At 71.6% G+C, this 16160-nt stretch carries 2 protein-coding genes; both read right to left on the bottom strand.

From position 1 onward, the window contains the following. Window positions 1-10298: SDR family NAD(P)-dependent oxidoreductase (locus ACH4SI_RS41895; protein WP_398306286.1), on the bottom strand; the 10298-nt coding region annotated here is incomplete at its 3' end. A gap of 42 nt (window positions 10299-10340) precedes the next feature. After that, window positions 10341-16160 (bottom strand): SDR family NAD(P)-dependent oxidoreductase (locus ACH4SI_RS41890; protein ID WP_398306283.1); only part of this gene is annotated, 5820 nt, incomplete at its 5' end.

Here is a 16160-nt window from a genome sequence, read left to right as displayed (position 1 = left end):
GTGGCCTCCCGCACCACGTGCTCGAAGTCCAGATCACGTGACGAGGCCCGGTGTCCCCGGTCGACGCCCATGTCCTCCAGCACCGCATGCTTGCCGGGAGAAGCCGTGGCGTAGACCTCCGCACCGAGATGGCGGGCGATCTGCACCGCAGCCATCCCCACACCACCCGTCGCGGCATGGATCAGCACCGACTGGCCCGGCCGGAGTCCGGCGAGGTCCGTGAGTCCGTACCAGGCGGTGAGGAACGCCACCGGTACGGCGGCGGCCTGCTGAAAGCTCCACCCGGCCGGTACGGGGGCCACGAGCCGTGCGTCCGTGACCGTCAGGGGGCCGAAGGACTGGTCGAAGACGCCCATGACCCGGTCTCCCACCGCGACATCGGTGACTCCGGCGCCGATGTCCACCACCACGCCGGCGCCTTCGCCGCCGAGCCCGGTCTGCCCCGGCACCATGCCCAGGCTCACCACCACGTCGCGGAAGTTGATACCGGCCGCGCGGACGGCGATGCGCACCTGGCCCGGCCCCAGCGGCTCCAGCACCTCGGGGCAGGGCACCGGCACCACATTGTCCAGGGTGGCCGCCCCGACGGTGTCCAACCGCCATGCCGCGGGCTGCTCCACCGGACCCACCAGCCCCGCGCCACCGGCCCCGGCCCGGACGAGGCGGGGCACGAGGACCCGCCCCGCACGGATGGCGAGCTGTGGTTCCTCCCGCTCCACGGCGTGTGTGACCGCAGCCCGTACGGCGTCGGCGCCGGCCTCGCCGTCAAGGTCGAGCAGGAGGAACCGGCCGGGATTCTCCGACTGGGCGCTGCGCACGAGGCCCCACACGGCGGCGGCAGCCACCTGCACACCACGCTCGGCAGAGCCGTCAGCCGTGACCGCACCGTGCGTCACCATCACCAACCGGGCCTCGGACAGCCGTGGTTCGGCCAGCCAGCCCTGGAGCAGGGCCAGCGTCCGTTCCGTCTTGGCCAGGCCCTCGGCTGCCGTAGCGTCGCCAGCACCCGTGGACGGTACGTCGGCAAGGACCACCGCCGGGGCCGGCTCCCCGCGATCGAGCGACTCGATCAGTGCCGTGAGGTCCGGCAGGTGGTTCACATCCGGTCCGGCAAGGTGTGGGGAGTCGGTGCCCAGCACCGCCCAGTGGCCGTCGCCGCCCGCCGGTGCCGTGGCGTCCACGGCGAGGGGCAAGGACGTCCAGTCGAGGGTGAACAGGCTGTCCGTACGACGGCTCTCCGCCGACCGCAACTGGTCCGCACTCGCCGGGCGCATCGCCACCGACTCCACGGTCAGTACCGGGGCGCCGACCGCGTCCGCCACGGTCACGCGCAGCGCTCGTTCTCCGTCCGCGCTCTGCTCGTGGGGGGACAGCCGCACCCGGACCGTGGTGGCCTCGGCTGCCCACAGCGTCACGCCGTTCCACGCGAACGGCAGCCACACCTGGCCAGGGGCGGGCTGGGTGTCGGGGCCGCTGGCGAGCTGGTCGATCAACAGGGCCGGGTGCAGGGCGGCGTCGAGGAGCGCCGGGTGGACGCCGAAGCCACCGTGCTCGCCCGCGGCTTCCGGCAGCACCACCTCGGCCAGGACGTCCGCGCCGTCCCGCCACACCGCCCGTAGCCCCTGGAACGACGGCCCGTACGCATACCCCGCCGCCGCGACACGTTCGTAGAATCCCTCCGTCTCGAGCAGCTCCGCGCCTGCCGGTGGCCATGCGCCGGTCAGTCCGGCCGCGTCGTCGGTGCGGTCGGCGGGCGCGCTCAGTACGCCCTCCGCGTGGCACACCCACACGGCGTCGGGATCGGCATCGCCGTCGGGCCGCGAGTACACCTGCACATCGCGGCGCCCGTCGTCCCCGGACGCGCCGACGACCACCTGAAGACGCACGCCACCGGATGGGGGCAGCACCAGCGGGACCCGGAGCGCCAGTTCCTCCACGCCACCGGCTCCGACCTCGTCGGCGGCCCGCAGCGCCCACTCGGCAAGGGCCGCACCAGGCACCAGCGCGGCGTCCGCCACCACATGCTCAGCGAGCCAGGCATGCCTGCGCGCCGAGAGTCGGCCCGTGAGCACATGGCCGTTGCCATCGGCCAGCTCCACGGCGGCGGCCAGCACCGGATGCCGCGCGGAAACCAGCCCGAGGTCAGCGGGGTCGCCTCCGCGACCGCTGTGGCCGTCGAGCCAATACCGCTCACGCTGGAAGGCGTAGGTGGGCAGGTCCACGACCCGGGGCGGGGGCGAGGCGGGGTACAGGGCCGTCCAGTCGACGTCGACTCCGGTGACGAACGCCTGGGCGAGCGCCCGGACCAGCTGGGCGCGGTCTCCACGCTCGCGGGCGAGCGTGGGCACCGTGACGGCCTCCACGTCCGTGCACTCGAAGGTTTCCTGCATGCCGATGGTCAGCACGGGATGGGTGCTGGTTTCGATGAACACCCGATGCCCATCGGCCAGCGCCGCCTCGAGCGCGTCGGCGAACCGTACGCGCTCCCGCAGATTCGTCACCCAGTACGTGGTGTCCAGTTGTGCCGTATCCGCGCGGCCGCCGGTCACCGTCGAGTAGAACGTGATGCCTGGTCCGGAGGTGTCGTTCGGGCGAATACTGTCGAGTTCGCGGAACAGTTCGTCGCGGATCTCATCGATCTGGGGGCCGTGCGAGGCGTAGTCCACATCGATGAGCCGTGCGCGGTCGCCGTTCTCCTGACATGCGGCCACTGCGGCGGCCACTTGCTCCGGCGGCCCTGAAATGACCGTGGATGAGGGCCCGTTGACCGCTGCGACACCCACCGCCTCGGCCTGTTCTCCAAGCCGGAGCAGCAGCTGTTCGGCCTGCTCCTGGCCCACGCCGAGCGAGGCCATCGCTCCGCCACCGGCGAGTTGGCGCAGGGCTCGGCTGCGCAGCGCCACGACTTTCGCGCCGTCCTCCAACGACAGCGCCCCGGCCACAACCGCCGCCGCGATCTCCCCCTGGCTGTGACCCACAACGGCGGCGGGCTTCACGCCATGGCCGGTCCACACGGCGGCAAGGGACACCATCACCGCCCACAGGACGGGCTGCACCACATCCACCCGGCCCAGATCGGCCGCGCCTTCGGTTCCGCGTAGAACATTCGTGAGCGACCAGTCGGTGTACGGCGACAGCGCTCGCTCGCACTCCGCCACCCGCGCCGCGAATACCGGCGACGCATCGAGCAGCGCGGCTCCCATACCGGCCCACTGGGATCCTTGCCCCGGGAACACCAGCACCGGACCGACATCACTCACCGACGCCGGAACGCCCGCCTGCACCACGTCCGGGTGGGGCTCCCCCGCCGCCAGCGCCTCGACGGCAGCCAGCAACTCCGCACGGTCCTCGCCCACCACCACCGCACGATGCTCGAACACCGACCGCGCCTTGATCAACGACCAGCCCACGTCCACCGGCATCAGCCCAGGGTCCTCGGCAAGACGTGCCACCAGCGCCGCGGCCTGCCCGCGCAGTGCTTCGGCGCTCCGTGCGGACAGCACCCAGGGCACGACCCCATCGTGCGCCGATGCCGACGCCGGTTCGGGGGCGTCTGGAGCCTGCTCCAGGATGACGTGGGCGTTCGTACCGGAGGCGCCAAAGGACGACACGCCGGCCCGGCGGGGACGCTTGTGCTGCGGCCACTCCACGGGCTCGGTCAGCAGCCGTACCGCACCACTGCTCCAATCGACATGAGGGGTCGGCTCATCGATGTGCAACGAGGCAGGCAGCACGCCATGCCGCATGGCCTGCACCATCTTGATCACACCAGCCACACCCGCAGCCGCCTGCGTGTGCCCAATGTTCGACTTGATGGAGCCGAGCAGCAGCGGCTGGTCACCCGGCCGCTCCTGACCGTATGTCGCCAGCAACGCCTGCGCCTCGATCGGATCACCCAACGTCGTCCCCGTACCGTGCGCCTCCACCGCATCCACCTCGGCCGCAGACAACCCCGCACCCGCCAACGCCTGCCGGATCACCCGCTGCTGCGACGGACCATTCGGCGCCGTCAACCCATTCGACGCACCATCCTGATTCACCGCCGAACCCCGGATCACCGCCAACACCCGACGCCCATGACGCCGCGCATCCGACAACCGCTCCAACAACAGCAACCCCACCCCCTCGCCCCACCCCGTACCATCAGCAGCCGCGGCAAACGGCTTGCACCGCCCATCAGGAGCCAGGCCACGCTGGCGCGAGAAACCGGTGAACACATCCGGGGTGGCCATCACCGTCACACCCCCCGCGAGAGCGAGCGAGCACTCACCCTGCCGCAGCGCCTGCGCGGCCAGATGCATCGCCACCAACGACGACGAACACGCCGTATCCACCGTCACCGCCGGGCCCTCCAACCCCAACGTGTACGCCACCCGCCCCGAAACCACGCTGCCCGAGCCCGCGAGCATCGCATAGCCTTCGAGCTTGGCATCGGCGCCGCTGCTGAGCCCGGCGGCGTAGTCGTGGTACATCACTCCGGCGTAAACACCAGTCGGAGTACCCTTCAACGACACGGGGTCGATACCGGCCCGCTCCACCACCTCCCACGCCGCCTCCAGCAGCAGCCGCTGCTGCGGATCCGTCGCCAGCGCCTCGCGCGGATTGATGCCGAAGAACCCCGCATCGAACGCGTCGGCGTCATACAGGAACCCGCCTTTGCGGGCGTAGGACGTGCCCGGGTGGTCGGGGTCCGGATGGAAGAGGCCGTCCAGATCCCAGCCTCGGCCGGTCGGAAACTCTCCGATCACGTCCTGCCCCGAGGCGACCAGCTCCCACAGCTTCTCGGGAGACGTCGCACCACCGGGGAACCGGCAGGTCATGCCCACGATCGCGATCGGCTCACCGGAGTCGGTCACCGTCATCGCCGTGCCACGCGTCACCGCGGACTCGCCCACCAGTCGGGTGCACAGGTAGGTGGCCAGGGCGTGGGGCGTCGGATAGTCGAACACCATCGTGGCGGGTAGCCGCAACCCCGTCACCGCCGACAGCCGATTACGCAACTCCACCGCCGTCAACGAATCAAAACCCAACTCCTTGAACGCCGCCCCCGACCGCACCTCACCCGACGAACCAAACCCCAACACCGCCGCCACACAACCCCGCACCACGTCCCCCACCACAGCCAACCGCGCACCCTCATCCAGCCCCACCAACCGCCCAGCCAACCCACCAACCCGCCCCCCACCAACCGCCACCCGCCGCCGAACACGCCCCACCACCAACCCCCGCAACACCGCAGGCACATCACCACCAGCCACCCCCGCCACATCAAGATCCACCGCAACCACCAGCGGACGCTGCACTCGGCACGCGCCATCCAGCAGGGCAAGTCCGCGCTCGGACGACAACGGCCTCATTCCGCGCAGCCGGGTCAGGTCCGTCCGGCCCATGTGCCCGGTCATGGCGCTGGACTGCTCCCACAGCCCCCATGCCACCGAGAGCCCGGACAGCCCGAGACCGCGTCGGCGGGCGACCAGCGCATCGACGTAGGCGTTCGCCGCCGCGTATCCGGCCTGACCGGCGTTGCCCACCACTCCGGCGGCCGAGGAGAACATCACGAACATGCCCAGCGGGAGGTCCGCCGTCACGGCATGCAAATGGGCCGCCGCCGTGGCCTTCGCCTGCCACACCCGCGCCACTTGTTGCGGAGACAGCGAGGTGATCATCCCGTCATCCAGTACGCCCGCGGCATGGATGACACCGGTCAGCGGATGCTCCGCGTCGATCCCCGCCACCAGCTCGGCCACCGCGCCCGCGTCCGTGACGTCCACGGTGACGACTCGTACCTGTGCGCCCGCATCGCTCAGCCGGTCGGTCAGTTCTTGCGCGCCCGGGGCCTCGGGGCCTCGGCGGCTGGCCAACACCAGGTGCTTGACCCGCCAGGTGCGTACGAGGTGCTCGGCGACCAGGCCGCCCAGCAGGCCCGTACCGCCGACGATCAGTACTGTCCCGTGCGGGTCGAGAGCGCCGGGCACGTCCGGTCCCTCGGCGGTGGACTCGTCCTGGCCTGCGCGGGCAGGGGCCATGCGAGGCACCAGCAGTTGCCCGGCCCGCATGGCCACCTGCGGCTCATCAGCCCGTACGGCATGGGCCACGGCGTCGGCCACACTGCGATGGGTGACCTCGGCGTGGGGGTCGGGATCGGTGTCGAGGAGGATGAACCGGTCCGGGTTCTCCGCCTGAGCACTCCGCAGCAGGCCCCAAACGGCGGCACCGGCCAGATCCGGGACGCCTTCCCCGGCGTCCACGACCGCACCCCGCGTCACCACCACCAACCGGGCATCGGCCAAGCGTGGTTCGGCCAGCCAGCCCTGGACCAGGCGCAGTGCGTGGCCGACAGCGGTGAGCCCATCGCTCGCATCCGCCACGTAGTCATCGTCGACGGGCACACGCACGGCCGGGAGATACGCCAAGGCCAGGGTCGGAGCCGGCGTACCGCCGTCCATCGCGGCAGCCAGCGCGGTCAGATCCGGGTGGCACACGACATCATCCGAGCCGTCGCCGCCCAGCACCACCCAGCCGTCGTCATCCGTCGTCGTCGGCACGGCAGGCAAGGGCGTCCAGGCGAGCGTGAACAGCCCACCGGCATCGCGCCCGCCCACGGACCGAAGCTGATCGGCATCGGCCGGGCGCATCGTGAGGGAGTCGACCGTGAGAACGGGACCACCCCCGGCATCGGCCATGACCAGCCGTAGCCCACGCTCGCCGGTCGCGCTCTCCTGGCTCGGCGTGAGCCGTACGCGCACCGTGGTCGCGTCCGTTGCGTGCAGGGATACGCCATTCCAGACGAACGGCAACCACAGCTGCTCGGCTTCCGCCAGGTCGGAGTCGGCGGCGAACCGGTCGGCCAACAGGAGGGGGTGGAGTGCTGCGTCGAGTAGCGCCGGGTGGATACCGAAGCCGTCTTGGTCTCCGGCGGCCTCCGGCAGCGCCACCTCGGCCAGCAGATCCTGACCGTCGCGCCACGCCGCCCGAAGCCCCTGGAACGACGGGCCGTACGCGTACCCGGCCGCCGCGGCCTGCTCGTAGAACTCCGCCACGTCCAGCGGCGTCGCCTGCTCCGGGGGCCATGCGCCGGACAACTCGTCCGCCGGGCCGTCCGGGGATGGCGGGCTCAGCACGCCTTCCGCGTGGCACACCCACCCCGGGTCGCCGCCCGGCTCGGCGGTGCGGTCGGGGCGGGAGTACACCCGCACGTCGCGCCTTCCGTCCTCGGCCGCCTCGCCCACCACCACTTGTACGCGCAAGCCGCCCGACTCGGGGAGGGCCAAGGGCACCTGAAGCGCCAGCTCCTCGACGCCGCCGCACCCGGCTTCATCGGCCGCCCGCAACGCCCACTCCACCAGCGCCGCACCGGGCATCAACACCGCGCCCGCGACGGCGTGCTCGGCCTGCCAGCCGCCACTTCCAGCCGAGACCCTGCCGGTCAGCAGCAACCCGCCCTCGGGCAGCCCGACCGCGGCGGGCAGCACGGCGTGCTCCACACGCTGCAACCCTGCCGCGGCCACATCGCCCACTCGACCGCTCGCGGCAGCCGCCCAGAACCGCCGACGCTGGAAGGCGTAGGTCGGAAGGTCCACCGTCCGTGGCGTGGGCTCGGCCGGGAAGAGGGTGGTCCAGTCCACTCGTACGCCTGTGACGAACGCCTGGGCGAGAGAGCGCACGAGCTGGTCCTGACCGCCGTGGTCGCGGCGCAGCGTCGGCACGGTCGTCGCGTCGATGCCCGCTCGCTCGAAGGTCTCCTGCATGCCGACCGCCAGTACGGGATGGGTGCTGGCCTCGATGAACACCCGGTGCCCATCGGCCACCAACGCTTCGATCGTCTCGGCGAACCGCACCTGCTCCCGCAGATTGGTCACCCAGTACGCCGTGTCCAGACCACTTGTGGCGATCCGGCCGCCGGTCACCGTGGAGTAGAACGCGGGGCCTGCTCCGGCCACGTCGACCGGGGTCACGCCGTCCAGTACGCGCATCAGCTCGTCGCGGATCTCATCGACCTGGGGACCGTGCGAGGCGTAATCCACGGCGATCAGCCGCGCCCGATCGCCGTTCTCCTGACACGCGGCAACCACCGAGGCCACCTGCTCCGATGGCCCCGACACCACCGTAGAAGAGGGCCCGTTGACCGCAGCCACACCCACGCCCGCAGCCTGATCGCCCAGCCGGGCCAGCAGCTGTCCGGCCTGCTCCTGGCCCAAGCCCAGCGACGCCATCGCGCCACCACCAGCCAACCGACGCAGAGCCCGGCTACGCAGCGCCACCACCTTCGCGCCGTCCTCCAACGACAACGCCCCCGCCACAACCGCCGCCGCGATCTCACCCTGACTGTGACCCACCACCGCCGCAGGCCGCACCCCGTGCCCCACCCACACCGCCGCAAGCGACACCATCACCGCCCACAACACCGGCTGCACCACATCCACCCGACCCAGATCAGCCGCACCCTCCGCCCCACGAAGCACATCCCTCAACGACCAATCCACATACGCGGCCAACGCCCGCTCACACTCCGCCACCCGCCCCGCGAACACCGGCGACGCATCCAACAACCCCGCACCCATCCCCACCCACTGCGAACCCTGCCCCGGAAACACCAACACCGGACCCACACCACTCGCCAACGCCGGAGCACCCGAACACACCACACCCGGATGCGACTCCCCCGCCGCCAACGCCTCAACCGCCGCCACCAACCCCGCACGGCCCTCACCCACCACCACCGCACGATGCTCGAACACCGACCGCGACGTCACCAACGACCAGCCCACATCCACCGGCATCAGCCCGGGATCCTCAGCCAGACGCGCCACCAACACGCCCGCCTGGCCCCGCAAGGCCTCCTCGCTCCGCCCCGATACCACCCACGGCACCACACCACCGTGCTCGGGCGTCGGCGCCGCCTCGGGCGCGTCCGGAGCTTGTTCCACAATCACATGCGCGTTGGTCCCGCTGATCCCGAAAGAGGACACCCCTGCCCGCCGTGGCCGGTCACCGCGCGGCCACTCGACGGGCTTGGTCAGCAGCCGTACGCCGCCTCCGTCCCACTCGACATGAGGGGTCGGCTCATCGACGTGCAGGGTGGCGGGCAGCGTCTCGTGGCGCAGCGCCATCACCATCTTGATCACACCGGCCACGCCCGCCGCGCCCTGCGTATGGCCGATGTTGGACTTCAAGGACCCCAGCCACAGGGGGTGGTCCTCCGGCCGGTCCTGCCCGTACGTGGCGATCAGCGCGTCCGCCTCGATGGGGTCGCCCAGTGTAGTGCCGGTGCCATGGGCCTCGACGGCGTCCACCTCGGAGGGGGCCAGCCGGGCGTTCGCCAGCGCCTGGCGGATGACGCGCTGCTGCGAAGGACCGTTCGGCGCCATGAACCCGTTGCTGGCGCCGTCCTGGTTGATGGCCGATCCGCGGATCACGGCCATCACCTCGTGGCCCATGCGCCGTGCGTCCGACAGCCGCTCCAGCAGCACCAGGCCGACGCCTTCTCCCCACCCCGTGCCGTCGGCGGTGGTGGCGAACGCCTTGCACCGGCCGTCCGGGGACAGGCCGCGCTGCCGGGAGAATCCGGTGAACACCTCGGGGGTGGCCATCACCGTGACCCCACCGGCGAGGGCGAGCGTGCATTCGCCCTGCCGCAGGGCCTGCATGGCCAGGTGGATGGCCACCAGAGAGGACGAGCACGCCGTCTCGACCGTGACGGCCGGGCCTTCCAGGCCGAAGGTGTAGGACACCCGGCCCGACAGCAGGCTCGGGGCGTTGCCCGCGTATCCCTCTGATGCCGTCTCCGGGAGGTCGCCCGAGGCGCCGCCGGTGGTGGCCGTACCGGCATAGACCCCCGTGGGGGAGCCCTTCAGGGAAAGGGGATCGATACCGGCCCGCTCGAATGCCTCCCACGCGGTTTCGAGCAACAGCCGCTGCTGCGGGCTGGTGGCCAGCGCCTCGCGCGGGCTGATGCCGAAGAACTGGGGGTCGAACTGGTCGGCGGCGTCGAGGAAGCCGCCCCGGCGGACATAGGTGGTGCCGGGGTGATCCGGGTCCGGGTGGTACAGGCCCTCCAGGTCCCAGCCACGATCGGTGGGGAAGTCGCCGATCGCGTCGACTCCTTCGGACACCAGTCGCCACAGTGCCTCGGGGGTGTCCACTCCGCCCGGGAAGCGGCAGGCGACGCTCACCACGGCCACCGGCTCCTGGGAACGCTCTTCCACCTCACGTAAGCGCAGCCGTGTGTCATGCAGATCCGCGGACACGCGCTTGAGGTATTCGACCAGCTTTTCTTCGTTTACGTTCACGTTCACCATGAGGTTTCACCCGGCCTTAAGCGATCGTCGCGCCCGGCACATTCAGGACACACCCAGCTCGTTGTCGATGAAGTCGAGAACCTGGGCCGCGGACGCGGACTCCAGCCGCTCCGCGGCGGTCTTCCGGCCCGCCAGGTTCCGCGTCGCCTTCCACGTGGCCAGCAAACTCTCCAGCCGGGCCGTGACCGCCCCGGACTCGTCGTCCGCCACATCCAGGCGGGCCAACGTGGCTTCCAACTGGGCGAGTTCGCCGAGGGCCGGGTCCACACCGGACCGGCCCGGCGAGCCGTCCTCTTCGGGGACGAGGCGTTCCAGCAGATAGTCGGCCAGGATGGCCGCCTCGGGATAGTCGAAGACGAGGGCGGCGGGCAGCCGCAGGCCGGTGGCGGCGGAGAGCCGGTTGCGCAGTTCCACCGCGGTCAGTGAGTCGAAGCCCAGATCCTTGAAACTGGTGTCCGCCTGGACCGCTTCCGCATCCGCATGGCCCAGCACGGTGGTCGCGTGGCCACGGACCAGATCGAGCAGCACCCGACGCCGCTCATGGGCGGACAATCCCGCCAGCCGGCCGGCCCAGTCGACCGGCTGTGCACCGGCGGCCGCCGCCGTACGGCGTTCCGTCGTACGCCCGGCACCGGCACTCGCCGCGACCAGGGCGCGCAGCGCGGCGGGCAGGGTGTCCTGGGGCTGGGCGGCGAGGACCCGCGTGTTCACATCTGCCGCGATCAGCTGGTGGCCGCCGTGCTGAACGGCGGCGTCGAGCAGTGCCAGGGCGTGGTCGCCCGCCATTGCTGCGATACCGGAGCGGGCCATCCGTGCCAGATCCACTTCGGTGAGGTTTCCGGTCATTTCGCTGGATTCGGCCCACAGCCCCCAGGCCACCGACACGCCCGGCAGCCCTTCGGCCCGGCGGCGGGCGGCCAAGGCGTCACAAAAGGCGTTGGCCGCCGCGTAGTTGGCCTGGCCTGGACTGCCCAGCACCCCGGCAGCCGAGGAGAACATCACGAACATGCCGAGCCGCAGCTCCGCCGTCGCCGCGTGCAGATGGGCCGCCGCCGTGGCCTTGGCCTGCCACACGCGCGCCAGGCGCTCCGGCGTCTGCGAGGTGACCACCGCGTCGTCCAGAACACCGGCCGCGTGGATCACCCCGGTCAGCGGGTGCTCCGGGTCGACGCCCGCCACCAGGGAGGCCACTGCGGCGGCCTCGGCGACATCCGCCGCCTCGATCCGTACCTGTGCACCCAGTTCGCCCAGCCGGACCGCCAGCTCCTTCGCGCCCGGGGCGTCGGGGCCGCTGCGGCTGACCAGCAGCAGATGCCTGGTCTGCCACGTGCGCACCAGATGCTCGGCGACCAGGGCGCCCAGGGTGCCGGTACCGCCGGTGATCAGTACGGTGCCGTGCGGGTCGACCGGGGGCGGGATGTCCAGCACGAGCTTGCCCGTGTGTTTGGCCTGGCTGAGGTATCGCAGTGCCTCCCGCGCCCGGTCCAACGGCCATGCCCGTAGCGGTGGCGGTTCCAGTACTCCGGCCGTGAAGAGCGAGCCCAGCTCGGCCAGCATTCCGCCGATGCGGTCCGGTCCGGCGTCCCCGATCAGGTCGTAGACCTGGTAGCGCACGCCCGGGTGGTCGGCCGCGATGCGCTCCGGGTCGCGGATGTCGGTCTTGCCCATCTCCAGGAGTCGGCCGCCCTCGTGCAGCAGCCGTAGCGATGCGTCGACGAAGGGGCCGGCGAGGCTGTTCAGTACGATGTCCACGCCGCGGCCGCCCGTGGCCTCGCGTACGACGTGCTCGAAGTCGAGATCGCGCGAGGAGGCCCGGTGTGCGGCGTCGATCCCCATGGATTCCAGCACCGCATGCTTGCCGGGGCTCGCCGTCGCGTACACCTCGGCGCCCAGGTGGCGGGCGATCTGCACCGCCGCCATGCCCACACCACCGGCGGCCGCATGGATCAGTACCGACTCGCCCGCTCGGAGGCCGCCCAGCTCCACCAGCCCGTACCACGCGGTGAGGAACACCACCGGCACCGCGGCAGCCTGCTGGACCGTCCACCCGGCAGGGATCGGCGCCACCATACGTGCGTCCGTCACCGCCAGCGGGCCGAACGCACGGTCGAAGACACCCATGACCGGATCGCCCACCGCCACCTGGGTCACCCCCGGGCCGACCGCGACCACCAGCCCGGCGCCCTCGCCGCCCAGCCCGGTCTGGCCCGGGACCATCCCCAGGCTGATCAGGGCGTCGCGGAAGTTGATGCCCGCCGCGTGCACCGCGACCCGCACCTGGCCCGCGCCCAGAGGCTCCAGCACCTCGGGGCAGGGCACCGGTTTCACATTGTCCAGCGTGGCCGCGCCCGTCAGTTCGAGCCGCCACGCGGGCTGCCCGGCCGGCCCCACCACTCCCCCGGTGCTCGCCCCACCGGCGCGCAGCAGCCGGGGCACCAGGACCCGCCCGGCGCGCAGCGCCACCTGGGGCTCGTCCATCGCCACGGCCCGCAGTACGCCGTCCACCATGCTCTCGTCGGCCGGTTCACCAGCGGGGTCGAGGTCGAGCAGCAGGAAGCGGCCGGGGTTCTCCGCCTGCGCACTGCGCACCAGCCCGCACACCGCGGCACCGGCCGCGTTCACGCCACCGTCGCCCTGTCCCTCGCTGGCGCCCTGGCCCTCGCCGTCGGACACCCCGGCCGCGACCGCGCCCCGGGTGACGACCACCAGCCGGGCATCGGTCAGACGCGGCTCGGCCAGCCAGCCCTGCAACAGCGCCAACGCCTCGCCCGTCAGGGCCAGTCCGGTATCGGCCACGTTGCCGCCCGGGGAGGGAGCGGACAGGCAGGCGACGGCCACCGAGGGAACGGATGCACCGCCATCAAGCGCGGCGATCAGGGACGCCAGATGCGGATGGCGGACCGTGCTCTCCCCGATCGGGGCCGACTCCGCCTGCCCCAGCTGGACCCAGTCGGCAGCTGCCGACGACTCGTCGGCGTCGTGGCTTTCCGGTGATGTCGGCAAGGGGGTCCAGTCCAGGGTGAACAGCCCGTCCACCTCGGGCCCCACGGTAGCCCGCAGTTGATCCGGGTCGGCCGAGCGCATCACCAACGCGTCGACCGTCAGCACCGGAACGCCCACCGCATCGGCCACGACCACCCGCAGGCCACGCTCCCCCTCCACCCCGTTCGCCTCCGGCGACCGGGGCGAGAGCCGGACCCGGACCGTCGTCGCGCCACCCGCCCACAACGACACGCCCTGCCAGGCGAACGGCAGCCACACCCGGGTGGTGTCCGGCTCCGGCTCGGACGGGTCGAGCAGCAGCGCCGGTTGCAGGGCGGCGTCCAGCAGTGCGGGATGGATGCCGAAGCCATCGCGGTCTCCGGCGGACTCGGGCAGCGCCACCTCGGCGAGGACGTCCGTACCCTCCCGCCACACGGCCTGTACGCCCTGGAAGGACGGACCGTACACGTATCCGGCCGCCGCCGCGCGCTCGTAGAAGCCGGTCACGTCCACCGGTTCCGCTTCTGCCGGGGGCCACGCCCCGGACAGCTCCTCAGCCCCGCCATCGACCGACGGTGGGCTCAGCACGCCCTCCGCATGGCACACCCACCCCGGGTCGGTGCCCGGTTCGGCATCGCGGTCGGGGCGGGAGTAGATCCGCACATCGCGCCGCCGGTCCTCGGTGGCCGGGCCCGCCACCACCTGGACTCGCAGCCCGCCGGATGGGGGAAGCACCAGCGGGACCTGAAGCGCCAGCTCCTCCACCCCACCGCACCCGGCTTCATCGGCCGCCCGCAACGCCCACTCCACCAGCGCCGCACCCGGCACCAGCACCGCGCCGGCCATCACGTGTTCGGCCAGCCAGTTCTTGACGCCGACGGCCGAGACCCGGCCGGTGAGCAACACCCCACCGTCCGCCAGCCCCACCGCCACGGGCAGCAACGCGTGCTCCACCCGCTGCAACCCGGCGGCGGCGACATCCCCCACTCCACCGGCCGCGGCCAGCCAGTACCGCTCGCGTTGGAAGGCGTAGGTGGGCAACTCCACCGTCCGCGGCGCGGGGTCGGTCGGGAACCAGCTGGTCCAGTCGACATCGGCAGAGATGGTGTGGAGTTGGGCGAGGGTGTGGCCCAAGGCGCGGGCGTCGGGTTGTTTGCGGGTGAGGGTGGCCGTGACCAGGGGGCTGGGCTGGTCGGTGTCGGTGGTGGCGTGGCTGAGTGTGTGTTGTGTTGCGGTGGCCAGGACCGGATCTGGTCCCAATTCCAGGAAGGTGGCTGTTTCGGGTGCGGTGTGGGTGATGGCGGGGTGGAAGTGGACGGGTTGGCGGATGTGCTGGGCCCAGTAGTCGGGGGTGGCGATCTGTTCGTCGGCGGGTTGTCCGGTGAGGTTGCTGATGAGGGGGAGGGTAGGCCGGTGATAGGTCAGGCCGGTGATGGCTTGGGTGAAGGGTTCGAGGATGGGGTCCATCAGTGGGGAGTGGAAGGCGTGGCTGACGCTGAGCATCCGCGTTTTGCGGCCGCGTTCGGCCCAGGCCGTACCGATCTGTTGAACGAAACTGGTGGGCCCTGAGATGACGGTGCTGGTAGGGGTGTTGAGGGCCGCGATGGTGACCTGGCCGTCGTGCTCGGCGAGGTCTTCGGCAAGTTCGTCGGGGGTAGCGGTGATGGTGGCCATGCCGCCGCCGTCCGGGAGCCGGCCCATGAGGGTGGCGCGGGCGGCGACGAGTCGGCAGGCGTCGGGGAGGTCGAAGACACCGGCCACATAGGCGGCGGCGACCTCGCCGATCGAGTGGCCGATCACCACATCGGGGCGCAGCCCCAGCGATTCCAACAACCGGGCCAGGGCGACGTGCAGGGCGAAGAGTCCGGCTTGGGCGTAGGTAGTGTGGTCCAGCAGCCCCGGCTGCTCCGGAACACCGGTGAACGCCACCTGTCGCAACGGGTGTTCTAGATGCGGGTCGAGCAGGCCGCAGACCTCGTCGAACGCTGCGGCGAAGACCGGAAAACGGTCGTACAGCCCGGCGCCCATGCCCACGCGCTGGCTGCCCTGTCCACTGAACAGCCACACCGTCTTTCCGGACGCGACCGCCCCTGAAGGCCGGTGCACCACCCCCGGATGCGGCTCACCGGCCGCCAGTGCCTCCACCGCCGCCGCCATGTCTGTGCGGTCGCTGCCCAGCACCACGGCTCGGTGCTCGAACAGCGAGCGGGACGTCAACAGCGACCAGCCCACCTCGACGGCCGATACCTGCGGGTCGGGAGACAGACGCGCCACCAGTGCCGTGGCCTGCCCGCGCAGTGCTTCGGCGCTCCGTGCGGACAGCACCCAGGGCACGACCCCATCGTGCGCCGCCCCCGACGCCGGTCCGGGAGCCTGCGGGGCCTGCGGGGCCTGCGGGGCCTGCTCCAGGATGACGTGGGCGTTCGTACCGGAGGCGCCGAAGGACGACACGCCGGCCCGGCGGGGACGCTCGTGCTGCGGCCACTCCACGGGCCCGGTCAGCAGCCGTACCGCACCACTGCTCCAATCGACATGAGGGGTCGGCTCATCGATGTGCAACGAGGCAGGCAGCACGCCATGCCGCATGGCCTGCACCATCTTGATCACACCAGCCACACCCGCAGCCGCCTGCGTGTGCCCAATGTTCGACTTGATGGAGCCGAGCAGCAGCGGCTGGTCACCCGGCCGCTCCTGACCGTATGTCGCCAGCAACGCCTGCGCCTCGATCGGATCACCCAACGTCGTCCCCGTACCGTGCGCCTCCACCGCGTCCACCTCGGACACGGACAACCCCGCACCCGCCAACGCCTGCCGGATCACCCGCTGCTGCGACGGACCATTCGGCGCCGTCAACCCATTCGACGCACCATCCTGATTCAC

The organism is Streptomyces sp. NPDC021212 (genome assembly GCF_044332925.1).
In the GTDB taxonomy this organism is placed as follows: Bacteria; Actinomycetota; Actinomycetes; order Streptomycetales; family Streptomycetaceae; genus Streptomyces.
The sequence above is the reverse complement of the archived record's forward strand: the minus strand, read 5'-3'. Positions and strand labels throughout refer to the sequence as shown.